Raw genomic sequence first — 23,441 nt, 5'->3', positions numbered from 1 at the left:
CCCCTAGGCCTTGAAGTACTTGGCGGCCAGTTCGACGTATTTTTCCGCCGAGACCGGGAAGAAGGCGATTTCCTCGTCGCTGAGGCGGCGCAGCAGCTTGGCGGGGTTGCCGCCCCACAATTCGCCCGCCTTGACGCGCTTGCCCGGCGTCACCACCGCGCCCGCCGCCACCATGGCCCCCGATTCCACCACCGCGCCGTCCAGCACCACGGCGCCCATGCCGACGAAGCAGGCGTCTTCCAGGGTGCAGGCGTGCAGGATGGCCCCATGGCCGATGGTGATGTCCGAGCCGATATAGGTGCCCAGTTTGCCGCCGGTGACGTGGATTATGGTGCCGTCTTGGATGTTGGTGCGTTCACCGATGCGGATCTCGTGCACATCGCCCCGGATGACGCAGTTGAACCACACCGAGGTGCCGGCGCCGATCACCGTGTCGCCGATCACCGTGGCGGTGGGGGCGACGAACACGTCGGGCGCGATGGTCGGGCTGACGCCCTGGAAGGGAAGGATATTGTCACTCATCGCTGTCCTCACGGGAACATGGGTTGCTGGGCCAGCGCCAAGGTCTCGGGCAGGCCGAACATCAGGTTCATGTTCTGCAGCGCCTGGCCCGACGCGCCCTTGACCAGATTGTCGATCACCGAGGTGATGATGATCCGTCCCGGCACCCGGTCGTCGAAGACGCTCATCAGGCAGTGGTTGGAGCCGCGCACATGCCTTGTGTGGGGCACCACGCCCTCGGGCAGCACGCGCACGAAGGGCTCGTTCTTGTAGACCGCGGCGAGCCGGGCCCGCAGGTCGGCGGCCTTGGCCCCGTTCCTGGCCTTCATGTAGATGGTCGATTGCATGCCCCGGCTCATGGGGATCAGGTGGGGGGTGAAGCTGACCAGCACCGGGGCGCCGGCGGCTTGCGACAGGCCCTGTTCGATCTCCGGCGAATGCCGGTGGCTGGCCACGCCATAGGCGTGCATGCCTTCGGTCACCTCGGTGTAGAGGTTGGCCTCCTTGGCGGCGCGCCCGGCGCCCGACACGCCCGACTTGGCGTCGATCACGATGTCGGCGGCCTCGATCAGCCCGGCCTGGAGCAGCGGGATCAGCGGCAGCTGCACCGAGGTGGGGTAGCAGCCGGGATTGGCTACCAGCCGCGCCTTGGCGACCGCGTCCCGGGCCAGTTCGGTCAGGCCGTAGACCGCCTGCTTCTGCAACTCGGGCGCCCGGTGCTCGTGGCCGTACCACTGGGCGTAGGTGTCCACGTCGAACAGCCGGAAATCAGCGGACAGATCCACCACCTTGACCGAAGCGGGCAGGGCGGCGATCACCTCCTGGGTGGTGCCGTGGGGCAGACAGCAGAACACCGCGTCGACGCTGGTGAAGTCCACATGGTCGATGGCGACCAGATCGGGAAGCTGAAGGCCGCCCAGATGGGGAAACACCGAGTCCATGGACTGGCCGGCCTTGCGGTCGCCGGTCATCACCTTGATCTTGAAGGAGGGATGCAGCGCCAGCAGGCGCACGAGCTCGGCACCGGTATAGCCGCTGGCTCCCAGGATGGCGACCGAAACGTCCTTCATGATGACCCTACTCTCTTGACCATGGGGGAGCGGACGATAGCAGGCCCCATTCCTGCCGACAACCGCCGGAGCTTGACGTCTCCATTGCGGCATTGTAGAGCCATGTTCGTCCTGCATCCCGGAACACGGTGAAATTCCGTGGCGGTCCCGCCGCTGTAATCGGGGACACGGACCACGGGGGCGCTTTGCGCCCCAGCCACTGGCGAAAGCCGGGAAGGCGTGGTTTCCGTGGCTGATCCGAGAGCCAGAAGACCTGCTGGACATGGTTGAACGAGGGGCGGAATCCGATGGCAAAGGGTTTCGGCGAAGGCGCATCCGCGTCTTGGCCGACAGCCCCTTTGGCTAACGTGAAGGATTATCGCCATGACCAGGACTGAAACCAAACCCCGCCCCGCCGTCATCGCCAGCCGCAAGACCTGCGATGCCGAGGGCACCGGCCTGTCCCATTACGTCCTGATGGACAAGCAGGTGAAGCCCGGGCAGGTGACGCGGTGAATCAGGCGGCCCCCATCCTTGGGGGCCGTCTTCCCGACGGCCTCCAGCGGTTCGAGATCGGCCATGCCGACTACACCGCCCTGATCGACGCGGACAACGCCTTCTGGGCGCTGGTGCGCAAGGACGAGATGGACAAGGTCCTGGACGACGGCGCGCTGGAACGCGACTGGCGCGCCAAGCGGGACGATTTCGCCCGCGAGATGGACATGCTGCGCTTTCACCTGAAGCCCTCGGCGGTCTATTTCAATCCGACGGAACGCTGCAACCTCGACTGCTCGTACTGCTACATTCCGCCGAAAATGCGCAAGACCGGCGAGCATATGAGCCGCGAGAAGCTGCTCGACGCCATGGCGCGGCTCGACGAATATTTCCGCCGTACGGTACCCGAAGGCCGCAAGCCGCAGATCATCTTCCACGGCGCCGAGCCGCTGCTCAACCGCGACGCCATGTTCGAGGCCATCGACCTCTATTCCGACCGCTTCCGCTTCGGGGTGCAGACCAACGCCACCCTGCTGGACGACGCGGCGGTGGCGTTCCTGACGTCGCGCGGCTGCGGCATCGGCCTGTCGCTGGACGCTCCCGTCGCCGAGGTGGCCGACCGTTCCCGCAAGCGCTGGACCGGCGACGGCGTCTTCCAGTCCACGGTGGACGCTATCCGCAGGCTCAGGGGCTATGCCGGCTTCAACGTCATCTGCACCATGAACCGCGAGAATCTGGGGCAGCTGACCGAGATGGTGGAATTCCTCCACGCCGAGGAGGTTCCGGCCTGCATGCTCAACGTGGTCCGCTGCACCCAGCCGGGCGGACAGAACGCCTGGGCCGAGGACCAAGCGGTGTCCAAGGCCTATCTGGCGGCGCTCGACCGCACCCACCAGCTCTACCGGGAAACCGGGCGCAAGCTGGTGGTGGCCAATTTCGTCAATATCCTGATCTCCATCCTGGCCCCCACCGCGCGGCGGCTGATGTGCGACATCTCGCCCTGCGGCGGCGGCCGGTCGTTCTTCGCCCTGGCCCCCGACGGCTCGCTGTTCCCGTGCTCGGAGTTCATCGGCCTGCCGGCCTTCGCCGGCGGCAACCTGTTCACCGACAAGGTCGAGGACGTGCTGGAAAGCCCGGCCTTCAAGCTGGTGACGGGGCGCAAGGTCGAGGACATCAAGGCTTGCTCCACCTGTCCGGTGCGGCATTTCTGCGGCTCGCCCTGTCCCGCCGAGGCGCACGAGGCCAACGGCGGCATGGAGGAGATCGGGGCCTATTGCGGCTTCTATCTGGATCAGGCCCAGTACGCCTTCCGCCTGATCGCCGACGGCATCGCCCCGGATTACATGTGGGACGGCTGGGACGACGGCACGGAAACCGCCTTCGCCTTCGGCTGCTGAAACTGATGTCCGGCAGGGTGGAATTTATTCCGCCCTGCCTTTAATTCCTGCCGCCCCCTCCCAACGTGACTCCGGATCAACACGAAAGGGGCATCATGATGAAATCATTCTTCGCCGCTACGCTGGCTCTCGGCCTGCTGCTGGGAAACCCCGCCGCCCGCGCGGCGGGCGCCATCGCCGTCGACGACGCCGACGCGACCAAGGCCAGCGAGGTGGGCTACGGCGTCGGTACCGGTTCCACCCGCGAGGAGGCCGGCATCGACGCGGTGCGCGAGTGCAAGAAGGCCGGCAACAGCAGTTGCAAGGTGGCGGTGCGTTACGATACCTGCGGCGCCTATGCCACGTCCAAGGACTACACCGGCGTGGGCTGGGGCAGCACCGAGGGCGAGGCCAAGAGCAACGCGCTGGAAGCCTGCGGCAAGGGTTGCAGGGTAGCGGTTTCCGACTGCCAGTAGATCCTGATCACTGCTTCGTCGGACGGGGCATGGGCGGTTCTTCGGCCGCCGGCCCCGTTTCGACGTTCTGGGCTTCCACCTTGGCCGGTTTGTCCGGGGCGGGCAGCGGCTTGGCCTCCACGTCGGGCAGTGGCACGGCGCTCTGGTTGGGCGCCGGCTTGGCGGCCTGCGGCGGAGTGATGGGCGTGGGGGCGGCCGGATCGGTGGTCTTGGCGACGGGAACCGCGCCGCCTTCCAGGCGCGGCAGCATGGCGCTCATCACGTTGGTGGCCAGGTTGTGGGCGATCACCGCCAGCTTGGGCGGCTTGCGCTTGCGCTCGAAGCCGGACGAGGTCGCCTTGTAGCGCTGGTCGGCGCGTTCCGGGCCAAAGCTCTCGTCGTCCTCGTCGGGCAACTCGAAGCCGCTGGAGGTGGCGGCGGCCTTGTCTGTCTTCTGCCATTCCTTCAGCGCCCGGCTGTTGACCATGGCCAGCACCCGGCCGCTCTTGACATCCAGGATGCGGGCGCGCAGCTCGTAGCCGGTGGTGGATCGGGCGGAATCGGCCACCAGCACCTCGACCATCACATCGGCCATGCCCTGCATGGCCATTACTTCCACGGTCTTGGGATCGATCTCCTCGGCCCCCGCCCCCATGATGCGGGTGATCATGGTGCGGTCGACCACATTGGCGTCGGCCTGCAGGAAGGGGGAGAGGAAACCGTCCTGGAACTCCCAGTCCCAGGTTTCGTCGCGCGCCGGGCGCTCGGCCGAATCGCCGGCGCGGCGCTGGGTCTCGGTGACGCTCTGCTTGGCCCCCGACTGCTTGAGGGAAAGGTCGCCCTCGGTGGAATTGCTGCTCTTGTCGGCGGTGACGGTGCGGGTCTCGGAATACCACTGGGCCAGGGTGTCCGACAGCTGCCGGTTCCACCAGATGGCCAGACGCGGCCGCCCGCCCTGGGCGTAGGCGTCGCGGAAGCGGTCGATGACGTCGTCCTGCGGCTTGAACGGGTTGGGCCGGGGCGCCGCCGCGTCCAAAGCCTCGCCGCCGTCGCGTGCCGGAGGGGCGGCCTTGGCCGGGGCCTGGTAGGGTGGTACCTTGGCGCCGACGGTCTGGGCCTCCGCCATGAGCGGGACCAGCAGGGCGAGGGCCGAAACGGCCAGGAGACGGGTGATCATTTGCCTTCCCTCATCTCGATCATGTAGCCGTCCACGGTCTTGTCGCCCAGGGACAGTTCGCGGTAGGTGTTGGAGGTGCGCGCCGGAAGCTGGAGGCGCCGCCAGGCGCTGACCGGCTCGGACGCCGCCCCGTCGTTGGCGTAGAACTGGGTGCGGGCCTCGGCGTTCAGGGGGAAGTCGGTGCAGTTGACCACCTGGGCCACCACCTCCACCGTCCCCGTCCCGGTGCGCCGCGCGGCGATGGAACGCACGTAGAGCTTCCGGATGATGTTGGGGTCGGTGATGCTCACCGAGTTCATGGGCATCTCCTTCAGCGGCGATGTCTCGCCCTCGACCATGGCGGGGCCGGCGACCAGGTCGCGCTGGCCGGCGACGCGGGACATGTCGCAATGGGGGGCCGGGTCCAGGGAGGCGCAGCCGCCGAGCAGCAGCAGGCCGAAGGCGGGGACGAGCAGGCGCTTCATTGGGGTGACTCCTTGGATTTGGCTTCCATGACGGCGGGCTTGGCCTCCGCCGCCGGAAGGACGATGGGCGAGGCCATCACGTCGGGGGGAACGCTGTTGGGGGCGCGGGGATTGCGGGGAACCGTCTGGCCGTGCCGCGCCCAGACCAGACCGCACTTGCCGGCGCGCAGGATGGGGCTCTCCACCGCCTCCAGGGGGGCGCCGCCCGGCGACTGGAACTCGACGGACAGGGTGGCGACCTTGTCGGGCAGGGCCAGGGTCAGCCCCTGGACCCGGTCGGAGAGGTTGTCCCAATAGCGGGTGTCCGCCTGCGCTTCGATGGAATGGGCGAACAGCTTGGACAGCCCGCCGACCACCGCGAGGCCGAGTCCGATCATGGCGGCGCCGGCCTGGGCCTGCTGGCGGACCTCCCGCTGTTCCTTGGTCTCGCGGCGCCGGGGGCGTTCGGTGGCCACCTTGGCCGCCACCGCCGCGCCGATCAGGGCGACGTTGCCCACCGTGTCGGCGGTGTCCTTGTACTCGGCCTTGCCCTCCAGGATGGAATCGAAGGGCCGTCCACCCCGGGTCGAGGCCTGGCGGAAGATATCCTCGAGCAGGATGGCGTCGCCGGCGGAACGGTCCTTGGGATGCTCGGGATCGGCCCAGGAGATGCGGGCGGTCTCGGTGGCGCCGCTGCGCTTGATCTTCAGGCGCGGTCCGTCGGAAATCTTGACCGGGGCGCTGCCGGTTTCCACCAGCACCAGCACGTTGTCCTTGTCGCGGGGCAGCGGCGCATCCTTGTTGAGGGCGCGGAACTCCTTGAAGTCCTCGGCGGCCAGGGATTGGTTGCCCGAGCAATGGGCGGCCCAGCCCTGCAGGAAGGGCATCAGGGCGAAATCGGCGCGGTACTGGTCCTCCTCGGCGAAGGCATCCTGCAGCAGGCCGCCCTTGAAGCTGGCCCGCGCGTTCTCGTAATCACCGGCCTTCATGTAGAGCAGGCCGCGATAGTAATAGGCCATGACCCGCTCGTAGGGCTCGCCCTTGAAGTCCTTGACGGTCTCCCCGGTCCACAGGCCGCGCGCCTTCCTGGCCTCCTCGTTGTCGGCGTAGACGGCCTCGATTCCGGCCAGCGCGTCGTCCAGCAATTGCTCGGCCAATCGGTCCCGGCCCAGGGCGAAGGCGGCCAGTCCCAGGCGCATGTGATTGAGCACCCTGTTGCGATCCCCTTGCGCCAGGGCGACGGCGAAATGGCGGTGCAGTTCGGCGGGCTTGTCGTCCAGATAGGCGCGGACCACGGCGGGGGTCGGGCTGGTCTCTTGCTCGCGCGCCGTGACGCAGCCCGACGCCAGTCCGGCGACCACCACTACGCTTAACCAGGAAGGCCGGGCGGCCATGGGAATGTTCCCCTCGGGGCTAGCGATAGATGATGTCGTCCTGGGCGGCCTTGGCGAATTCGTAGATACCGCTCCAGACGATTTCCGAACTTTCCAGGTCGACCATCTCGAAGACGATCTGGTTGTAGCGTTGCATCATGCCGCTCTTGGGATCGCGGGAATCGAGCGAGGTGATGCGGCCGCCCAGGCGGTAGTCGCCGCCCTTGGGGGCGCGGGCGGCGGGCAGGGTCGCCTTGTCCACCACGCCCTGGCGTTTCAGCTCGCGCTCCTTGGCCACCATGTCGGCGTAGTGGCGCCCGACGAACTGCATGCGGCCGGCCGCCGCGCGGTTGAGGCCCACCCGCAGCCGGTCGGTGATGGAGTTCTTGTTCAGGCGCGACGAGCTCTCGTTGTGGAAGTATTCGGAATCGATGATGACGTTGGGCGCCGCCTGGGCGTTGGCCAGGCGGGGCTGGGCCAGCATGTCGCGCATCATCTGGTCGGTCATGCCGATGATGTCCTGGGATTCGATGCCGACGCCCTTGACCGGCCCGACGCTGCCGGGGTCGATGTAGACGCTGGGGCTTCCGGCGGAATTGTCCACGCTCTGGCAGGCCGAGAGGGCCAGTCCGGCGGCGAGGGCGGAGGCAAGGGCGGGCAGGCGGCGCATGGCGGACGTCCTCGAGGAGAAGGGAACCGATGACAGAATCACCCGGAATTGGGGCGATGATATGGCATTCCCGTGTACCACGCATCACGCTTCCGCAAACCGGCGTAGGCGGTTAGTATCAGCGGAACGGGCCGGGCGGGTCGGCCAATTCGGGGGATCGCTGCGCCTTGTCGGAAACCATGTTCGCTCTGCTGGTTGAGGATTCTCCGACCCAGGCCCTGCTGACCCTCGCCGAGCTGGAGAAGGTCCCCAACGTCAAGGTGGATCATGCCGCTTCGCTGGCCGCGGCGCTGGAGTTCATCCAGCGCAAGCGCTACCACGTGGTCTTTCTCGACCTGACGCTGCCCGATTCGGTGGGTGACGAGACGGTGCGGCGCTTCTGCGGCGCGGCGCCGGAACTGGCGGTGGTGGTGCTGACCAACCACGACGACGACCAGCAGGCGCTGATGGCGCTGGAGCAGGGCGCCCAGGACTACCTGCTCAAGGCCAAGCTCGACGCCGCCTCCCTGTCGCGCTCCTTCCGCTACGCCATTCACCGGAAGCGCGCCGAGATCCTGGTGCGCGAGGCCCGCGACGCGGCGCTGGAGGCCAACCGCCAGCTGGAACGCCGCATGCGGCAGATCGACTGCATGTACGGCGTGTCGCGCATCCTGGAATCGCCCGAACTGCCGCTGCAGGTGGCGCTGGAGCAGGTGGTGGCCAAGGCGCCTTCCGCCTGGCTGAAGCCCGACACCATCGGCGTCCGTCTCAGTTGCATGACCGGCCTGTTGCCCAGCGGCATTGTCGAAACCCCCGGCTTCGTGGAAACCGCCTGCCGCCTGGAGGCCCAGGTGTTCGCCGGCTCGCGCCCGGCCGGGCGCATCGAGATCTGCTGGACCGAGACGCCGCCCGCCGAGGGCGACGAGGCCTTTTCCACCTCCGAGCGCGAGCTGGTGCGCGAACTGGCTCGCCGGGTCGGGCTGGCGCTGGAGCGGGCCTGCGTCCAGAAGGAACTGGTGCAGCTGGCCACCACCGATTTCCTCACCGAGGCCTGCAACCGCCGGCATTTCATGCAGAGCACCGCGGCGGAAATTCAGCGCGCCGGCCGCTATGGCCGGCCTTTGTCGCTGCTGATGATCGATCTCGACCACTTCAAGCGCATCAACGACCAGCGCGGCCACGCGGCGGGCGACGAGGCGCTGAAATCCTTCGTGGTCATGGCCCGCGACCTGTTGCGCGACCAGGACATCATCGGCCGCATGGGCGGCGAGGAATTCGCCATCGCCCTGCCCGAGACCGCGCTGAACCCCGCTTTGGTGGTGGCCGAGCGCCTGCGCATCCGCCTCGCCGGGCTGCAGGTGCCGGTCAGCGGCGGCGAGCCCATCACGCTCAGCGCCAGCTTCGGTGTCGCCGAGTGCAAGGTGGGCGCGGGCGAGGGGCTGGAGGCCTGCCTGGGCCGCGCCGACGCGGCGCTCTACCGCGCCAAGGCCACGGGCCGCAACCGGGTGGAGCCCGCCGAGTAGGTCAGAGCTTGCGCAGGCTGAACGGCCCGGTGCGGACGTAGAGCCAGGGATATTGCTCCGCCATGCGGCGGACCAGGGTCCGGCGCCAGGCCAGCAGCCCGATGGCGGCCAGCACGGCGCTGTCCAGCAGCCAGCCGGCAAGCGACAGCAGTTCGCCGCCGAACAGGGCGAAGCCGAGGAAGCGGTCGGCGGCGCCCAGCATCAGGGCATAGGGGATCACCTGCCACAGGGGCCGCCAGGTGGCGGCCAGGGCCTGGCCGGTCATGAAGGCGCAGCCGCCGAACAGGATGAGGGTCAGGCCGGCGAAGACGGGAAGCGAGGTGATCATCCGTGTCCTCCCCCCAGGTAGTGGGCGCGGATTTCCTCGTTGGCCAGCAGTTCGGCTCCGGTGCCGCTCATGGTGACCTTGCCGTTGACCATGACGTAGCCGCGATGGGCCAGCTTCAGCGCGTGGAAGGCGTTCTGCTCCACCAGGAAGACGGTGACGCCCTGCTCGCGGTTGATCTCGGCGACGATCTCGAAGATCTGGCGCACCACCAGGGGGGCAAGACCCAGCGATGGCTCATCCAGCAGCAGGATCTTGGGCCGGCTCATCAGGGCACGGCCGATGGCCAGCATCTGCTGCTCGCCGCCCGACAGGGTGCCGCCGCGCTGGTGCAGGCGTTCGGCGAGGCGGGGGAACAGTCCCAGCACCCGCTCGAGATCCTGGGCGAAATGGGCGGGATCGGCCATTGCCGCGCCCATCTGCAGGTTTTCCAGCACGCTCATGCGCGGGAAGATGCGCCGTCCCTCGGGCGAATGGGCCAGGCCGCGCCGCATGATGTGGTGGGTGGCCAGCCCGGTGATGTCCTCGCCGGCCAGGACGACCCTGCCGGCGCTGGCGCGGGGATTGCCGCAGATGGTCATCAGCAGGGTGGTCTTGCCCGCCCCGTTGGCGCCGACCAGGGCGACGATCTCGCCCTCGGCCACCGAGATGTCGACACCGTGCAGCGCCTGGATGCGGCCATAGCCCGATTGCAGCCCCTCGATGCGCAGCATCAGCCGGCCTCCTCTTCGTCGGGCTCGCCCAGATAGGCGCGGATCACCGCCGGGTCGGCCTTGATGGCCGTCGGCGCACCCTCGGCGATCTTGCGGCCGTAATCCAGCACGACGATATGGTCGGAAATCTCCATCACCACGCTCATGTCGTGCTCGATCAGCAGCAGGCCGATGCCGTTCTCGGCGCGGATGTCGAGCAGCAGGCGGTTCAGTTCGGCGGATTCGCGCGGGTTGAGGCCGGCAGCGGGTTCGTCCAGGCACAGCAGCACCGGCCCGGTGCACATGGCCCGGGCAATCTCGAGGCGGCGCTGGTGGCCATAGGGCAGGCTGCCCGCCTCCTCGTCGGCGAAGGCGGTCAGGCCCACCTTGTCCAGCCAGTGCCGTGCCCTCTCCACCGCCTGGGCCTCGGCTTGCGCGTAGCGCGACAGCCCCAGCAACCCGGCCAGGGAAAAGGCCGAGGCCGCCATCAGCCGGGTATGCTGGGCGACGATCAGGTTCTCCAGCACGCTCATCCTGGCGAACAGGCGGATGTTCTGGAAGGTCCGCGCCACCCCGGCCTTTCGGGTGATGGTGTAGTCGTCCAGCCGCTCCAGCAGCAGCGGTCCCGACGGGTGGTTCAGCGTGATACGGCCGACCTGCGGCTTGTAGAAGCCGGTGATGCAGTTGAACAGCGTGGTCTTGCCCGCCCCGTTGGGGCCGATCACCGCCGTGATCTCCTGGGGCCGGGCCGAGAACGACAGGTCGTTGACGGCGAACAGGCCGCCGAAGCGCATGGTGACGTGTTCCACATCGAGAAGCGCCTCGCTCATGGGGCGTCCTTTAAGCGGATGGCGGGCTCACGGGTCGACAGCAGTCCCGACGGCTTCCACAGCATGATCAGCACCATGGCGCCGCCGAAGGCCAGCATGCGGAACTGCTGCAGCTCGCGGAACCATTCCGGCAGGCCGACCAGCAGCAGGGCGGCCAGCACGATGCCGATCTGGCTGCCCATGCCGCCCAGCACCACGATGGCCAGGATCACCGCCGATTCGTGGAAGGTGAAGCTTTCCGGGCTGATGAAGCCCTGCCGTGTCGCGAAGAACGACCCGGCGAAGCCGGCGAACATGGCCCCCGTGGCGAAGGCCGACAGCTTGACCGTGGTGGGGTTGATGCCGAGCGAGCGGCAGGCGATCTCGTCTTCCCGCAGCGCCTCCCAGGCGCGGCCCACCGGCAGGCGGCGGATGCGCAGGGTGAAAAGATTGGTCAGCAGCGCCAGGGCCAGGATCAGGAAGTAGAGAAAGATCACCCGGTGGTCGGCGGAGTAGTCCAGGCCGAAGAATTCGGCGAAGCCGCGGCTTCCCTCGGGCGGGACCATCTTGAACGACAGGCCGAAGAACGACGGGCGCTCGATGCCGGAAATGCCGTTGGGGCCGCCGGTGACGTCCTGCCAGTTCTGCAGCACCACCCGGATGATCTCGCCCAGGCCCATGGTGACGATGGCGATGTAGTCGCCGCGCAGGCGCAGCACCGGGAAGCCCAGCACCAGCCCGAACCCGGCGGCCAGCATTCCGGCCAGGGGCAGGCAGAGCCAGAACGACAGGCCGAAGGTCTGGCTCAGCAGGGCGTAGGAATAGGCCCCGACGGCGTAGAAGGCGACGAAGCCCAGATCCAGCAGGCCGGCCAGTCCCACCACGATGTTGAGGCCCCAGCCCAGCATGACGTAGATCAGCACCAGGGTGGCCTTGTCCACCATGTTGCGCCCGGCGAAGGGCAGGAAGGGCAGGATCAGGGCGAAGGCCACCATGGCCCAGCCCACATAGGTTATCAGGGCGCGCGGCGGCGCCGGCAGGCTGGGCCCCCTGCCGGCCAGGGTCAGGCGGAGCGCGCCGATCAGCAGCCGCCCGCCGGCCACGATGCCCGCCGCCCACAACACCCAGTCGAAGCGGCCGCCGAGGGAAAGGCCGGTGGCCCCGTCCTCCAGCCGCACGCCCAGCATGGGCAGCGCCATGGCGGCGGCCACCAGCCCGCCGAGGGCGGCGTCCACAGCCAGGGCGCGGGCCTTGCCCCCCATGTCAGATCTTCTCCACGTCCGGCTGCCCCAGCAGGCCGGTGGGGCGGAACACCAGCACCGCCACCAGGATGGAGAAGGTGGCGACGTCCTTGTACTCGATGGAGAAATAGGCCGACCAGAACGCCTCGATCAGGCCGATCAGCAAGCCGCCCAGCATGGCACCGGGCAGCGAGCCGATGCCGCCCAGCACGGCGGCGGTGAACGCCTTGATGCCGGCCAGGAAGCCGATATAGAAGTCGATCACCCCGTAATAGAGGGTGACCATCATGCCGGCCACCCCGGCCAGCCCGGCGCCGATGACGAAGGTGGTGGAGATCACCCGGTCCACGTCGATACCCAGCAGCGAGGCCATCTTCATGTCCTGCTCGCAGGCCCGCTGGGCGCGGCCCAGGGCGGTGCGGGTGATCACCCAGGTGAACGCCGCCATCAGGCCGAGCGTCAGCGCCATGATGACCATCTGCATCCAGCTGAGGCTGACCACGAAATCGCCGCTGTCCATCAGGGTGACGCCGCCCCGGAACACCGGCGGCAGCGGCTTGGCCCGCGCCCCCTGGGCCTGGGCGACGAAGTTCTGCAAGACGATGGAGACGCCGATGGCCGAGATCAGCGGCGCCAGACGCGGCGCGGCGCGCAACGGGCGATAGGCCACCCGCTCGACGCTCCACCCCCACAGGGCGGTCAGCCCCATGGCGGCGAACAGGGTCAGCACCAGGGCCAGCGGCACCGAGGTGCCCAGCACCGTGGTGGCGGCCAGGAAGGTGATCAGTGAAATGAACGCGCCCACCATGTAGATGGTGCCGTGGGCGAAATTGATCATGCCCAGCACGCCGTAAACCATGGTGTAACCAAGGGCGACCAGACCGTAGATGGCGCCCAGGGTCAATCCGTTGATCAATTGCTGGAGAAAGTACTCCATCCCCCCACCCTGGCTGACGGCTTCAATTCAGTCGGATGGCAAGAAACCTACTCGGACGGGCGGTTCTGTCAACTGCCAAGGCGGTTCCGGCGGGATGATCGCCGCGCTTTTCCCCGCCGGCCGGCGCGGGGCTTGCCAATTCCATCGGCCATGCCCAGTTGCTTGGGGAGACTATTCCTTAAGTCAGGGGAGTGCCGGCGAGGGCCGCCGGAGCCGCCCCCGTATTCAAGGGGTCACGTTCATGCTTGACCGTTTCAACGTCGCCCAGAAACTGCTGATCGCCTTCGGGCTGGTTCTCATCGTGGTGATCGGCCTGTCGGCCTTCGCCATCAATCGCCTGGCGACCATGAACCTGGCGACCCTCGATATCGCGGAGAACTGGCTGCCGGGGCTCGGCGCGGCCCGCGAGGTCGATGGGTTGCTGGGCAAGCAACGGGCGACCACGTTCCGCCATATCCTGACCACCGACGACAAGCAGATGGTCGAGGTCGAACGGCTTCTGGAAGCCCAGGTCAAGGACTTCAGGGCCGCCAAGGAGCGTTACGCCAAGCTCCTGGCCACGCCGGAGGAAAGGGCCAATTACGAAGCCTGGACCAAGGTGATGGCCGATTACGACGCCATGGCCGCCAAGGTGCTGGAGCTTTCCCGCCAGAACCAGAACGACGCCGCCCGCGACATGGTGCTGGCCAACGTGAAACTCTATGCCGATTCCCAGATGCATGCCGCCAAGGCGGTGCAGATCAACGCGGAAGGGGCGAAGGGGGCATCCGAAACCGCCGCCGCCCTTTATTCCTGGTCGCGGGCGGTCATGATCGGCGCGGTGGCGGCGGTGATCACCCTGGTGGTGGCGTTCGGCCTGATGCTGCGCAACAGCATAGCGACTCCCATCATCGCCATGACCGCCGCCATGAACCGCCTGGCCGACAAGGACCTGTCGGTGGTCATTCCGGCTCAGGGGCGGACCGACGAGGTGGGGCGCATGGCGGCGGCCATGCAGACCTTCAAGGACAACATGATCCGCAGCGAACAGCTCGAGGCGGAGCAGAAGGCCGCCCAGGAGCGCAACGTGGCGCGCGGCCGCGCTGTCGAGAATCTTACCCGCGATTTCGACAATGCCGTCTCGCGCATGCTGGGTGAGGTGTCCGCGGCCTCCCACGACATGGAGCAGGCGGCCCAGGCCATGAGCGCCACGGCGCAGCAGACCAGCCGGCAGGCGGTGCTGGTCGCCGCCGCCACCGAGGAGGCGTCGTCCAGCGTCCAGACCGTGGCGTCGGCCGCCGAGGAACTGGCCGCCTCCATCCACGAGATCGGCCGTCAGGTCACTCAATCCTCGCAGGTGGCCCGCCTCGCCGCCGACGAGGCCGCCAGGACCAACCAGACGGTCAACGGCCTGGCGGAAAGCTCGGCGCGCATCGGCGACGTGGTCAAGCTGATCAACGACATCGCCAGCCAGACCAACCTTCTCGCCCTCAACGCCACCATCGAGGCGGCCAGGGCCGGGGATGCCGGCAAGGGCTTCGCGGTGGTGGCCGGCGAGGTCAAGCACCTCGCCAACCAGACCGGCCGCGCCACCGAGGAGATCAGCCAGCAGATTTCCGCCGTGCAGGAGGCCACCCTCCAGGCGGTGGACGCCATCGGCGGCATCGTCAAGCGCATCGAGGAGATCAACCAGATTTCGGCGGCCATCGCCTCGGCGGTGGAGGAACAGAGCGCCGCCACGGCGGAAATCGCCCGCAACGTCCAGCAGGCCGCCTCGGGCACCCAGGAGGTGTCGGCCAATATCGGCGGCGTCACCCAGGCCGCCGAGGAGACCGGTTCGGTGGCCACCACGGTGCTGACTTCGGTCCAGGCGGTCAACCGCCAGGCGGATTCGCTCCGGGGCGTCGTCGCCAATTTCCTGACGGGCGTCAAGACCGCCTGACGGCGAAAACAGGTGTTGACCTTCCAGTGACGGGAAGGTCAACACTGGGTCCATGAATCGCCAGCCGAGGACCCAGCCATGACCAGTCAAAGCCTGTCGTTGCCGGTGAAGGGAATGACCTGCGCCGCCTGTTCCACCCGCCTGGAGCGGGTGTTGGGCAAGGTGGACGGCGTCGAGCAGGCGCTGGTCAGCCTGGCGGCCGAGCGCGCCGACATCCGTTTCGACGGCGGCAGGGCGCGGCCGGAGGATTTGGTCTCGGCCATCGTCAAGGCCGGCTTCCAGGCCGATCTCGCCCAACAGGGCGACGAGGACCTGGACCGGGAGGAGGCCGAGCATGCCGCCGAATCGGCCCGCCATCTGCGCCTGCTGATCATTTCCGCCCTGCTGACCCTGCCGCTGGTCGGGCAGATGGTGCTGGACATGGCCGGGCTGCACATCATGATTCCGGCGGAAATCCAGCTGCTGCTGGCGGCGCCGGTGCAGTTCTGGATCGGGGCGCGCTTTTATACCGGCGCCTGGGCCTCGCTGAAGGGCGGGGTGGGCAACATGGACGTGCTGGTGGTGCTGGGCACCTCCGCCGCCTTCGGCCTGTCGGCCTGGCATGTGGTGGCCGGCGACGCCCATCACGGCAATCTCTATTTCGAAGGCGCTTCGGTGGTCATCACCCTGGTGCTGCTGGGCAAGCTGCTGGAAGGCCGCGCCAAGCGCTCCGCCGCCGGGGCGATCCGCGCCCTGATGCGCCTCAAGCCCGACACCGCGCGGGTCGAGCGCGACGGACTGGTCATCGAGGTTCCCGCCGCTCTGGTGGCGGTGGGCGAGGTGGTGCTGATCCGCCCCGGCGAGCGCGCTCCCGTCGACGGCAAGGTGGTGGACGGCGAGTCCCAGATGGACGAATCGCTGATCACCGGCGAAAGCCTGCCGGTGCCGCGCGGTCCCGGCGACGAGGTGGTGGCCGGTTCGGTCAACGGCGACGGGTTGCTGCGGGTCGCGGCGATCCGGGTCGGGGCCCAATCCACCATCAGCCGCATCATCCGCATGGTCCAGGGCGCCCAGGCGGCCAAGGCGCCGGTGCAGAAGCTGGTGGACCGCATCTCCGCCGTGTTCGTGCCGGTGGTGACGGCGATCGCTTTGGCTTCCTTCCTCGGCTGGTGGCTGCTGGCCGGCGACCTGCAGACCGCCTTCGTGGCGGCGGTGTCGGTGCTGGTCATCGCATGCCCTTGCGCGCTCGGCCTCGCCACCCCCACCGGCATCATGGTCGGCACCGGGCTGGCGGCGCGGCACGGTATCCTGATCAAGGACGCCGAGGCGCTGGAACTGGCCCACAAGGTCCAGGTGATGGTGTTCGACAAGACCGGGACGCTGACCGAGGGCCGCCCGGCGGTGGCGGCGGTCAGGGCCGCCGACGGCGACGGGGCCGGCCTGCTGCGCCTTGCCGCTTCCGCCCAGCAGGGCAGCGAGCATCCCCTGGCCCGCGCCCTGCTGGCCGCCGCCGGTACGTCCCTTTCGCCGCTCGGCGCCTTCCGCAGCCTGCCCGGAAGGGGGCTGGAGGCCGAGGTCGAGGGCCGTGCCCTGCTGATCGGCAGCCGCCGGCTGATGGCCGAGCGTGGCATCGTTCCGGGTCCGCTGGCCGCCGCCGCCGAGGCCGAGGAGGCTCAGGGCCGCACCCTGATGTGGGTGGCGGAAGGAGCGCGCATGCTGGGCTTCGTCGCGGTGGCCGATCCCGTCAAGACCAGCGCGGCCGGCGCCGTGGCGCGGCTGAAGGCGATGGGCATCGGGGCGGTGATGCTGACCGGCGACAATGCCCGCGCGGCCGCCGCGGTGGCCCGCGCCGCCGGGGTCGACCGGGTGCTGGCCGAGGTGCTGCCCGAGGACAAGGAGGCGGAAATCCGCCGCCTGAAGGACGAGGGCAAGGTGGTGGCCATGGTGGGTGACGGCATCAACGACGCCCCGGCCCTGGCCGCCGCCCATATCGGCATCGCCATGGGCACCGGTACCGACGTGGCCATGCAGGCGGCGGGCATCACCCTGGTCAAGGGCGACCCCGCTCGTCTGCCCGAGGCCATCGCCATCTCGCGCGCCACCACGTCGAAAATCCGCCAGAACCTGTTCTGGGCCTTCGCCTACAACGTGGTGGCCATTCCGGCGGCGGCGCTCGGCCTGCTGACCCCGGTGATCGCCGGCGCCGCCATGGCCATGTCCTCGGTGTCGGTGGTGAGCAATTCCCTGTTGCTGCGGCGCTGGAGGATGAAATGAACATCGGCGAGGCGGCACGGCGCTCCGGCGTCTCGGCCAAGACCATCCGCTATTACGAATCCGTCGGCCTGATCCCGGCGGCGGGGCGCACCGCCGCTGGCTACCGCGCCTATACCGCCAACGAGGTGGAGACGTTGCGCTTCATCCACCGGGCGCGTTCGCTGGGCTTTTCGGTGGGGAACGTGGCCGGGCTGCTGGAACTGTGGCGCGACCGCTCGCGGGCCAGCGCCGACGTCAAGGCCATCGCCCTGAAGCATGTGGCCGACATCGAGCGCAAGATCGCCGAACTGGATACCATCCGCCGCACCCTGCTGGACCTCACCACCCGCTGCTGCGGCGACGATCATCCCGCATGCCCGATCCTGGAGGAACTGGCGACGTGAACGATATCGCCGCGATTGTTTGCTAGGTAAACAATCTTGTTGCCAAAGTCGTTGACCTGGTCAACAATGCCCGGAATTGGAATGAGGGTATCGCCATGTCGGGCAGTCAGGTCATCGCCGCCGAACAGGACGAGGGAAGGGGAACCTCCTTCGGTCCCATGACCGACGAGCTGGGGTTTCACCTGCGCCGTGCCCAGGTGGCGGCCTTCAAGCATTTCGCCCAGACCGTCACCGCCGCCGAGGGCATCACGCCCGGCCTCTACGGCATGCTGCAGGTGATCGCCAACAATTCCGGCCTGACCCAGAGCCGTCTGGCCGAGGTGATGGAGGTGGACCGCTCGTCCATCGTCAAGGTGGTCAACGCCCTGGAGGACAAGGGGCTGATCCGCCGCGACGCCGCCCCCAACGACCGCCGCTCCTACCACCTGCGCATGACGCCCGAGGGCAAATTGGCGCTGCGCCGCATCGAGGAAGGAGTGGTCCGCCAGGACCTGGATTTTTCCGCCGGACTGTCCGAGGGCGATCGGCGCCTTTTGATCAGCCTGCTCAAGCGTCTGTACTGAACAACAAGACCCAAAGCTTCCGAGGGAGGAAGACCTTGAAAAGCATCCTCAGATTGACCCTCAACGGCCGTGCCCGCGAGGATCTGGTGCCCGACAACATGCTGCTGCTCGACTACCTGCGCGAGGTGACCAACCTCACCGGCACCAAGCAGGGCTGCGACGGCGGCGAGTGCGGCGCCTGCACCGTGCTGGTGGACGACCGGCCGCGCCTGGCCTGTTCGACCTTGGCCCACCAGGTGGCCGGGAAAAAGGTGGAGACGGTGGAAAGCCTGGCGACCCAGGGTACCATCTCCAAGCTGCAGGCCGCCTTCCACGAGAAGCTGGGCACCCAGTGCGGCTTCTGCACCCCGGGCATGCTGATGGCCTCCGAGGCGCTGCTGCGCAAGAATCCCAATCCCAACCGGGATCAGATCAAGGATGCGCTGGCCGGCAATCTGTGCCGCTGCACCGGCTATGTGAAGATCATCGAATCGGTGGAAGTGGCCGCCAAGGCGCGCTGCTCCTGTCAGGAGGCGGCCGAATGAGCCCGAGATTCCCCAAGAACGGTACGGTCGGCGCCCGCACGCCCCTGGTCGACGGCGTCGAGAAGGTGACCGGCAAGGCCAAGTACACCGCCGACATCGCCGCCCCCGACGCCCTGGTGGGGCGCATCCTCAGGAGTCCCGTGGCCCATGCCCGCATCGTCTCCATCGACACCTCGGCGGCCGAGGCGCTGGATGGCGTGTTCGCCGTCTGCACGGGCGTCGAAACGCCGGTCCCCTATGGCGTGCTGCCCATCGCCGAAAACGAATACCCGCTGGCCCAGGACAAGGTCCGCTATCGCGGCGATCCAGTGGCCGCCGTCGCGGCCATCGATGAACTGACCGCCGAAAAGGCCCTGGGGCTGATCAAGGTCGAGTACGAGGTGCTGCCCGCCTACATGACGCCCAAGGCGGCCATGAAGGAAGGCGCCGTCGCCATCCACGACGACAAGCCCAACAACGTGCTGCGCGAAGTGCACGCCGAGTTCGGCGACGTGGAGGCCGCCTTCAGTGAGGCCGACCTGATCCGCGAGAAGGTCTACACCTTCGCCGAGGTCAACCACGTCCACATGGAACTGAACGCCACCCTGGCGGAATACGATCCCGTCCGCGACATGCTGACGCTCAACACCACCACCCAGGTGCCGTACTACGTGCACCTCAAGGTGGCGGCCTGCCTGCAGATGGATTCGGCCCGCATCCGGGTGATCAAGCCCTTCCTGGGCGGCGGCTTCGGGGCGCGTACCGAGTGCCTGCACTTCGAGATCATCGCCGGCCTGCTGGCCCGCAAGGCCAAGGGCAATGTGCGCCTGATCCAGACGCGGGAAGAGACCTTCATCGCCCATCGCGGCCGTCCGTGGACGGAAGTGAAGATGAGGATCGGCCTGAAGAAGGACGGCAAGATCGCCGCTTTGGCCCTGGAGGCCACCCAGGCCGGCGGCGGCTATGCCGGCTACGGCATCATCACCATCCTCTACACCGGCGCGCTGATGCACGGGCTCTACCACATCCCGGCCATCAAGCACGACGCCTGGCGTGTCTACACCAACACGCCGCCCTGCGGCGCCATGCGCGGCCACGGCACGGTGGACACCCGCGCCGCCTTCGAGGCGCTGCTGACCGAGATGGGCGAGGAACTGGGCATCGACGCGTTCAGTATCCGCGAGCTCAACATGCTGCCGCAGATTCCCTACACCACGCTCTACGCCCAGAAGGTGATGAGCTACGGCGTGCCGGAATGCCTGGAGAAGGTCAAGGCGGCCTCGGGCTGGGATGCCCGCAAGGGCAAGCTGCCCAAGGGCCGGGGCCTGGGCATCGCGCTGTCCCACTTCGTGTCGGGCACCTCGACGCCGAAGCACTGGACCGGCGAGCCCCACGCCACCGTCAACCTGAAGCTCGACTTCGACGGCGGCATCACCCTGCTGACCGGCGCCGCCGATATCGGCCAGGGCTCCAACACCATGGCCTCCCAGGTGGCGGCCGAGGTGCTGGGCGTGCGGCTTTCCCGCATCCGGGTGATCTCGGCCGACAGCGCGCTGACCCCCAAGGACAACGGCTCGTACTCGTCGCGCGTCACCTTCATGGTGGGCAACGCCTCCATCTCGGCGGCCGAGGAGCTGAAGGCCGTCCTGGTCAAGGCGGCGGCCAAGAAGCTGGACGCCCGCGAGGAGGACATCGAGGTCATCGACGAGGTGTTCATGGTCTCCGGCAGCCAGGACCCCGGCCTGACCTTCCAGGACGTGGTCAAGGCGGCGCTGATCGACACCGGCACCATCACGGTGAAGGGCACCTATACCTGCCCGACCGAGTTCCAGGGCGACAAGAAGATCAGGGGCAGCGCCATCGGCGCCACCATGGGCTTCTGCTACGCGGCGCAAGTGGTCGAGGCCAGCGTCGACGAGATCACCGGCCGGGTCACCGCCCACAAGGTGTGGGTGGCGGTGGACGTGGGCAAGGCCCTCAATCCGCTGGCCGTCGAGGGCCAGACCCAGGGCGGCGTGTGGATGGGCATGGGCCAGGCCCTGTCCGAGGAAACCCGCTGGGAAGACGGCAAGATGATGCACGGCAACATCCTCGACTACCGGGTGCCGACCATGGCGGAAAGCCCCGATATCGAGGTGATCATCGTCGAAAGTCTGGACCCCAACGGGCCGTTCGGCGCCAAGGAGGCGTCCGAGGGCATGCTGGCCGGCTTCCTGCCGGCGGTGCACGAGGCGGTCTACGAGGCGGTGGGGGTGCGCTCCACCAAGTTCCCCTTGAGCCCCGAGACCATCACCGAACTGCTTGACGCGAAGGAAGCCGCAGAATGAACATCCTTCCCGATTTCCGGACCCTGCGCCCCGCCTCGTTGAGCGACGCGGTGGCCGCCCTGGCCACTCCGGGGGCCGAGCCCCTGGCCGGCGGCACCGACCTGCTGCCCAACCTGCGCCGCGGCTTGGGGCGTCCCGAGACCCTGGTGGACCTCACCGGCATCAACGGCTTCGCCGCCGTTTCGGTGGGGGCCGACGGTACCCTTCGCCTGGGGGCCGGCGCCACCCTCGAAGCCATCGCCGAGGATGCCCGCATCCTGGAATCCTGGCCGGCCGTCGCCCATGCTGCCTCGCTGGTGGCCGGGCCCAGCCATCGCGCCGCCGCGACGCTGGGCGGCAATCTGTGCCAGGACACCCGCTGCGTGTTCTATAACCAGTCCGAGTGGTGGCGGTCCGGCAACGGCTTCTGCCTCAAATACGAGGGCGACAAGTGCCATGTGGTGGTCAAGTCCGACCGCTGCTACGCCACCTATCACGGCGACGTGGCCCCGGCCCTGATGGTTTTGAACGCCTCGGCCGAGATCGTCGGGCCCAAGGGCCTGCGTCAGGTCGCCCTGGCCGACCTGTTCCGGGAAAGCGGGGCCGAGCACCTGACCCTGGAAGCCGGCGAGGTGCTGGCCGCCGTGCTGGTGCCGCCCGCCACCGGCTGGGTGACCGCCTATTTCAAGGTCCGCGTGCGCGACGCCATCGACTTCCCCCTGGCCGGGGTGGCGGTGGCCCTGAAGCGTGACGGCAACGTCATCGCCGGCCTGCGTGTCGCCATCACCGGCACCAATTCGGCGCCGCTGATGGTTCCCGCCGACGCCCTGTGGGGACGCCCGTGGAACGACGAGACCGCCGAGGCTCTGGTCCAGGCGGTGCGCAAGGTCTCCAACGTCCTCAAGACCACGGTGGCCGGGGTGAAGTACCGCCGCCGGGTGCTGCTGGCGGTCGCCCGCAAGCAGATGGACGACCTCTGGAACGGGAAGTAGCGCCATGTGCCTCGACGCCATCAAGTGCGACCCCGCCGACATGGCCGCCGATGACTGCGAGGTCCTGGCCACCGCGCTGAAATGGATGGATGAAGGCCGAAGGGTGGTCATGGCCGTGGTCATGGTCACCTGGGGCTCGGCGCCACGCTCCATCGGCTCCTACATGGCGGTGGATGCCGACGGCACCTTTGCCGGTTCGGTGTCGGGGGGCTGCGTCGAATCCGCCGTCATCGCCGAGGCGCGCGAGCTGGAGCCGAACGAGCCGCCCCGGCAACTGGCTTTCGGCGTCGAGGACGAGACGGCGTGGCAGGTCGGCCTGCCCTGCGGCGGCAACATCCGGGTGGCGGTGTTCCATCCCGAACGCGACCTGCTGGAAGAGGCGGTGCGGAGCCAAGCCGTGCGCCAGCCCACCGCCCTGGTTCTCGATCTGGCGACCGGCGCCCAGGCGCTGGTCGGCGACGACGGGGCGAGGGGGACGCTGGCCCTCGACGAGACCCGGCTGGTGGCCGCCCAGATGCATCTGGGGCAGGGAACCTGCGGCGTGGTGGCGGACGAGGTCTTCGTGCGCAGCCACGAGGCGCCCTGGACCCTGATCATCGGGGGCGCGGTCCATATCAGCCAGATCCTGGCCGGCATGGCGCGCCAGGCCGGCTTCGCCGTCACCGTGGTCGATCCTCGCCGGGCCTTTGCCGACGAGGCGCGCTTTCCCGGCATCACCCTGATCTGCGGCGAGCCCGACGAGGTGCTGGCCGGCATCACCATGGACCGCCGGACCGCCGTGGTCAGCCTGACCCACGTTCCGCGTCTCGACGACGCGGCGCTGCGGGCGGCGCTGGGCTCGGAGGCGTTCTACATCGGCGCCCTGGGCAGCACCCGCACCCACGCCAAGCGCTGCCAGCGCCTGGAGGACCTGGGGCCGGCGCTGAAGCGCATGGCCGCCCCGGTGGGCTTCGACATCGGCGCCCGCACCCCGGCCGAGATCGCCGTGTCGGTCCTGGCCGAACTGATCGCGGTGCGGCGGGGGAAACCCATGCGGGTGAGAGGTTAGGGCGGGCGTCCCGCCCGCACCTCTCGACTGCCCGAAAACGCAAAAGGCCCCCGGAGATTTCCGGGGGCCTTGGCGTTTCACCCTTGGGGCGAAGGGATCAGCCGTTGACGGCGTCCTTCAGGCCCTTGCCGGCGGTGAACTTCGGGGCCTTGGAGGCCGCGATCTTGATGGTGGCGCCGGTACGGGGATTGCGGCCTTCCTTGGCGGCGCGCTGAGTCACCGAGAAGGAACCGAAACCGACCAGGCGGACATCGTCGCCGGCCTTGAGCGCCGAGGTGATGGCGGCGAAGGTCGCGTCGATCACGTTGTCGGCAGCAGCCTTGGACAGACCGCTGAGCTCGGCAACCTTGTTCACCAGATCCTGCTTGTTCATGAGACCCCCAATGGAATTGTCGTGACCGGTTGAAAATGACACGACCGTTGCGGA

General features: G+C 68.2%; 24 protein-coding genes and 1 riboswitch. Of the genes, 12 read left to right on the top strand and 12 right to left on the bottom strand.

Going from position 1 to position 23,441, the window contains the following annotated elements; translation table 11 throughout:
* Positions 1–3: 3 nt before the first annotated feature.
* A complete protein-coding gene (locus H261_RS04900) occupies positions 4–522 on the bottom strand; it encodes a gamma carbonic anhydrase family protein (protein WP_008614991.1) in 519 nt (172 codons plus the stop codon).
* An 8-nt stretch (positions 523–530) separates the two neighbouring features.
* A complete protein-coding gene (gene argC, locus H261_RS04895; RefSeq protein WP_200860229.1) occupies positions 531–1,574 on the bottom strand; it encodes an N-acetyl-gamma-glutamyl-phosphate reductase in 1,044 nt (347 codons plus the stop codon).
* Positions 1,575–1,661: 87 nt separating this feature from the next.
* Positions 1,662–1,846, top strand: a riboswitch (cobalamin riboswitch).
* Between the two features lie 88 nt (positions 1,847–1,934).
* On the opposite strand from argC, the gene cbpA reads away from it, so the two are divergent.
* From cbpA to H261_RS04885, 3 genes are all read left to right on the top strand, one after another.
* Positions 1,935–2,066: a modified peptide precursor CbpA gene (cbpA, locus tag H261_RS23765; protein ID WP_008614985.1), complete on the top strand. Its 132-nt coding sequence runs from the start codon at positions 1,935–1,937 to the stop codon at positions 2,064–2,066.
* Positions 2,063–3,442: a peptide-modifying radical SAM enzyme CbpB gene (cbpB, locus tag H261_RS04890; protein WP_008614983.1), complete on the top strand. Its 1,380-nt coding sequence runs from the start codon at positions 2,063–2,065 to the stop codon at positions 3,440–3,442. The genes cbpA and cbpB overlap by 4 nt, the downstream gene beginning before the upstream one ends.
* 95 nt (positions 3,443–3,537) lie before the next feature.
* The gene (locus H261_RS04885) at positions 3,538–3,897 is read left to right on the top strand and encodes a DUF4189 domain-containing protein (RefSeq protein WP_008614982.1); all 360 of its coding nucleotides are present in this window, start codon (positions 3,538–3,540) and stop codon (positions 3,895–3,897) included.
* 7 nt (positions 3,898–3,904) lie between these two features.
* On the opposite strand, the gene H261_RS04880 is transcribed toward H261_RS04885, so the two are convergent.
* Genes H261_RS04880 through H261_RS04865 form a run of 4 tightly spaced genes read right to left on the bottom strand, consistent with a single transcriptional unit; the run spans position 3,905 to position 7,539 of the window.
* Complete coding sequence (locus H261_RS04880) at positions 3,905–5,053, bottom strand: hypothetical protein (RefSeq protein ID WP_008614980.1); 1,149 nt, start codon at positions 5,051–5,053, stop codon at positions 3,905–3,907.
* Entirely contained in the window at positions 5,050–5,517 is a 468-nt protein-coding gene (locus H261_RS04875) for a putative periplasmic lipoprotein (RefSeq protein ID WP_008614978.1), read from the bottom strand. The genes H261_RS04880 and H261_RS04875 overlap by 4 nt, the downstream gene beginning before the upstream one ends.
* The gene (locus tag H261_RS04870; RefSeq protein ID WP_040475707.1) at positions 5,514–6,890 is read right to left on the bottom strand and encodes a hypothetical protein; all 1,377 of its coding nucleotides are present in this window, start codon (positions 6,888–6,890) and stop codon (positions 5,514–5,516) included. Before H261_RS04870 ends, H261_RS04875 begins: the two co-directional genes overlap by 4 nt.
* Before the next feature lie 19 nt (positions 6,891–6,909).
* Entirely contained in the window at positions 6,910–7,539 is a 630-nt protein-coding gene (locus H261_RS04865; RefSeq protein WP_008614969.1) for a hypothetical protein, read from the bottom strand.
* Positions 7,540–7,718: 179 nt separating this feature from the next.
* Here H261_RS04865 and H261_RS04860 point away from each other — a divergent pair, with 179 nt between their 5' ends.
* A complete protein-coding gene (locus tag H261_RS04860) occupies positions 7,719–9,041 on the top strand; it encodes a GGDEF domain-containing response regulator (RefSeq protein WP_152426709.1) in 1,323 nt (440 codons plus the stop codon).
* A gap of 1 nt (position 9,042) precedes the next feature.
* On the opposite strand, the gene H261_RS04855 is transcribed toward H261_RS04860, so the two are convergent.
* Genes H261_RS04855 through H261_RS04835 form a run of 5 tightly spaced genes read right to left on the bottom strand, consistent with a single transcriptional unit; the run spans position 9,043 to position 13,045 of the window.
* Entirely contained in the window at positions 9,043–9,369 is a 327-nt protein-coding gene (locus tag H261_RS04855) for a DUF6867 family protein (RefSeq protein WP_008614964.1), read from the bottom strand.
* Positions 9,366–10,079 carry an ABC transporter ATP-binding protein gene (locus H261_RS04850; RefSeq protein ID WP_008614962.1) on the bottom strand — a complete coding sequence of 238 codons (714 nt, stop codon included), beginning with the start codon at positions 10,077–10,079 and terminating at the stop codon, positions 9,366–9,368. The genes H261_RS04855 and H261_RS04850 overlap by 4 nt, the downstream gene beginning before the upstream one ends.
* The gene (locus H261_RS04845) at positions 10,079–10,888 is read right to left on the bottom strand and encodes an ABC transporter ATP-binding protein (RefSeq protein WP_008614954.1); all 810 of its coding nucleotides are present in this window, start codon (positions 10,886–10,888) and stop codon (positions 10,079–10,081) included. Before H261_RS04845 ends, H261_RS04850 begins: the two co-directional genes overlap by 1 nt.
* Positions 10,885–12,129, bottom strand: a complete 1,245-nt coding sequence (gene livM, locus H261_RS04840; RefSeq protein WP_008614953.1) for a high-affinity branched-chain amino acid ABC transporter permease LivM — start codon at positions 12,127–12,129, stop codon at positions 10,885–10,887. Before livM ends, H261_RS04845 begins: the two co-directional genes overlap by 4 nt.
* 1 nt (position 12,130) lies before the next feature.
* Positions 12,131–13,045 (bottom strand): ABC transporter permease subunit, encoded by a 915-nt coding sequence (locus tag H261_RS04835; RefSeq protein ID WP_008614952.1) that lies wholly within the window; start codon positions 13,043–13,045, stop codon positions 12,131–12,133.
* A 241-nt stretch (positions 13,046–13,286) separates the two neighbouring features.
* Here H261_RS04835 and H261_RS04830 point away from each other — a divergent pair, with 241 nt between their 5' ends.
* The 8 genes from H261_RS04830 (at position 13,287) to H261_RS04795 (ending at position 23,014) form a co-directional block, all read left to right on the top strand.
* On the top strand, positions 13,287–14,966 hold the full coding sequence (locus tag H261_RS04830) for a methyl-accepting chemotaxis protein (protein ID WP_008614951.1): 1,680 nt from the start codon (positions 13,287–13,289) through the stop codon (positions 14,964–14,966).
* A 78-nt stretch (positions 14,967–15,044) separates the two neighbouring features.
* The gene (locus tag H261_RS04825) at positions 15,045–17,219 is read left to right on the top strand and encodes a heavy metal translocating P-type ATPase (RefSeq protein ID WP_008614950.1); all 2,175 of its coding nucleotides are present in this window, start codon (positions 15,045–15,047) and stop codon (positions 17,217–17,219) included.
* Complete coding sequence (gene cueR / locus H261_RS04820) at positions 17,216–17,602, top strand: Cu(I)-responsive transcriptional regulator (protein WP_008614949.1); 387 nt, start codon at positions 17,216–17,218, stop codon at positions 17,600–17,602. Before H261_RS04825 ends, cueR begins: the two co-directional genes overlap by 4 nt.
* Before the next feature lie 95 nt (positions 17,603–17,697).
* Entirely contained in the window at positions 17,698–18,165 is a 468-nt protein-coding gene (locus tag H261_RS04815; RefSeq protein ID WP_008614948.1) for a MarR family winged helix-turn-helix transcriptional regulator, read from the top strand.
* A gap of 35 nt (positions 18,166–18,200) precedes the next feature.
* Positions 18,201–18,689 carry a 4-hydroxybenzoyl-CoA reductase subunit gamma gene (gene hcrC / locus H261_RS04810; RefSeq protein WP_040475705.1) on the top strand — a complete coding sequence of 163 codons (489 nt, stop codon included), beginning with the start codon at positions 18,201–18,203 and terminating at the stop codon, positions 18,687–18,689.
* On the top strand, positions 18,686–20,995 hold the full coding sequence (gene hcrA / locus H261_RS04805) for a 4-hydroxybenzoyl-CoA reductase subunit alpha (protein ID WP_008614945.1): 2,310 nt from the start codon (positions 18,686–18,688) through the stop codon (positions 20,993–20,995). Before hcrC ends, hcrA begins: the two co-directional genes overlap by 4 nt.
* Positions 20,992–21,966 (top strand): 4-hydroxybenzoyl-CoA reductase subunit beta, encoded by a 975-nt coding sequence (gene hcrB, locus H261_RS04800; protein WP_008614943.1) that lies wholly within the window; start codon positions 20,992–20,994, stop codon positions 21,964–21,966. Before hcrA ends, hcrB begins: the two co-directional genes overlap by 4 nt.
* A gap of 4 nt (positions 21,967–21,970) precedes the next feature.
* Positions 21,971–23,014, top strand: a complete 1,044-nt coding sequence (locus tag H261_RS04795; RefSeq protein WP_008614942.1) for an XdhC family protein — start codon at positions 21,971–21,973, stop codon at positions 23,012–23,014.
* 97 nt (positions 23,015–23,111) lie between these two features.
* On the opposite strand, the gene H261_RS04790 is transcribed toward H261_RS04795, so the two are convergent.
* Positions 23,112–23,387 (bottom strand): HU family DNA-binding protein, encoded by a 276-nt coding sequence (locus H261_RS04790; RefSeq protein WP_008614941.1) that lies wholly within the window; start codon positions 23,385–23,387, stop codon positions 23,112–23,114.
* Positions 23,388–23,441 lie beyond the last annotated feature (54 nt).

This window comes from Paramagnetospirillum caucaseum, assembly GCF_000342045.1.
Lineage (GTDB): Bacteria > Pseudomonadota > Alphaproteobacteria > Rhodospirillales > Magnetospirillaceae > Phaeospirillum > Phaeospirillum caucaseum.
Note: the sequence above shows the minus strand (reverse complement) of the source record. Positions and strands in the feature narration are given on the sequence as shown.

What these genes read in the sequence shown, in the direction of transcription:
- H261_RS04900 (WP_008614991.1), bottom strand. Translation starts at nt 522, where the DNA reads ATGAGTGACAATATCCTTCCCTTCCAGGGCGTCAGCCCGACCATCGCG.
- cbpA (WP_008614985.1), top strand. Translation starts at nt 1,935, where the DNA reads ATGACCAGGACTGAAACCAAACCCCGCCCCGCCGTCATCGCCAGCCGC.
- H261_RS04885 (WP_008614982.1), top strand. Translation starts at nt 3,538, where the DNA reads ATGATGAAATCATTCTTCGCCGCTACGCTGGCTCTCGGCCTGCTGCTG.
- H261_RS04880 (WP_008614980.1), bottom strand. Translation starts at nt 5,053, where the DNA reads ATGATCACCCGTCTCCTGGCCGTTTCGGCCCTCGCCCTGCTGGTCCCG.
- H261_RS04875 (WP_008614978.1), bottom strand. Translation starts at nt 5,517, where the DNA reads ATGAAGCGCCTGCTCGTCCCCGCCTTCGGCCTGCTGCTGCTCGGCGGC.
- H261_RS04870 (WP_040475707.1), bottom strand. Translation starts at nt 6,890, where the DNA reads ATGGCCGCCCGGCCTTCCTGGTTAAGCGTAGTGGTGGTCGCCGGACTG.
- H261_RS04865 (WP_008614969.1), bottom strand. Translation starts at nt 7,539, where the DNA reads ATGCGCCGCCTGCCCGCCCTTGCCTCCGCCCTCGCCGCCGGACTGGCC.
- H261_RS04860 (WP_152426709.1), top strand. Translation starts at nt 7,719, where the DNA reads ATGTTCGCTCTGCTGGTTGAGGATTCTCCGACCCAGGCCCTGCTGACC.
- H261_RS04855 (WP_008614964.1), bottom strand. Translation starts at nt 9,369, where the DNA reads ATGATCACCTCGCTTCCCGTCTTCGCCGGCCTGACCCTCATCCTGTTC.
- H261_RS04850 (WP_008614962.1), bottom strand. Translation starts at nt 10,079, where the DNA reads ATGCTGCGCATCGAGGGGCTGCAATCGGGCTATGGCCGCATCCAGGCG.
- H261_RS04845 (WP_008614954.1), bottom strand. Translation starts at nt 10,888, where the DNA reads ATGAGCGAGGCGCTTCTCGATGTGGAACACGTCACCATGCGCTTCGGC.
- livM (WP_008614953.1), bottom strand. Translation starts at nt 12,129, where the DNA reads ATGGGGGGCAAGGCCCGCGCCCTGGCTGTGGACGCCGCCCTCGGCGGG.
- H261_RS04835 (WP_008614952.1), bottom strand. Translation starts at nt 13,045, where the DNA reads ATGGAGTACTTTCTCCAGCAATTGATCAACGGATTGACCCTGGGCGCC.
- H261_RS04830 (WP_008614951.1), top strand. Translation starts at nt 13,287, where the DNA reads ATGCTTGACCGTTTCAACGTCGCCCAGAAACTGCTGATCGCCTTCGGG.
- H261_RS04825 (WP_008614950.1), top strand. Translation starts at nt 15,045, where the DNA reads ATGACCAGTCAAAGCCTGTCGTTGCCGGTGAAGGGAATGACCTGCGCC.
- cueR (WP_008614949.1), top strand. Translation starts at nt 17,216, where the DNA reads ATGAACATCGGCGAGGCGGCACGGCGCTCCGGCGTCTCGGCCAAGACC.
- H261_RS04815 (WP_008614948.1), top strand. Translation starts at nt 17,698, where the DNA reads ATGTCGGGCAGTCAGGTCATCGCCGCCGAACAGGACGAGGGAAGGGGA.
- hcrA (WP_008614945.1), top strand. Translation starts at nt 18,686, where the DNA reads ATGAGCCCGAGATTCCCCAAGAACGGTACGGTCGGCGCCCGCACGCCC.
- hcrB (WP_008614943.1), top strand. Translation starts at nt 20,992, where the DNA reads ATGAACATCCTTCCCGATTTCCGGACCCTGCGCCCCGCCTCGTTGAGC.
- H261_RS04795 (WP_008614942.1), top strand. Translation starts at nt 21,971, where the DNA reads ATGTGCCTCGACGCCATCAAGTGCGACCCCGCCGACATGGCCGCCGAT.
- H261_RS04790 (WP_008614941.1), bottom strand. Translation starts at nt 23,387, where the DNA reads ATGAACAAGCAGGATCTGGTGAACAAGGTTGCCGAGCTCAGCGGTCTG.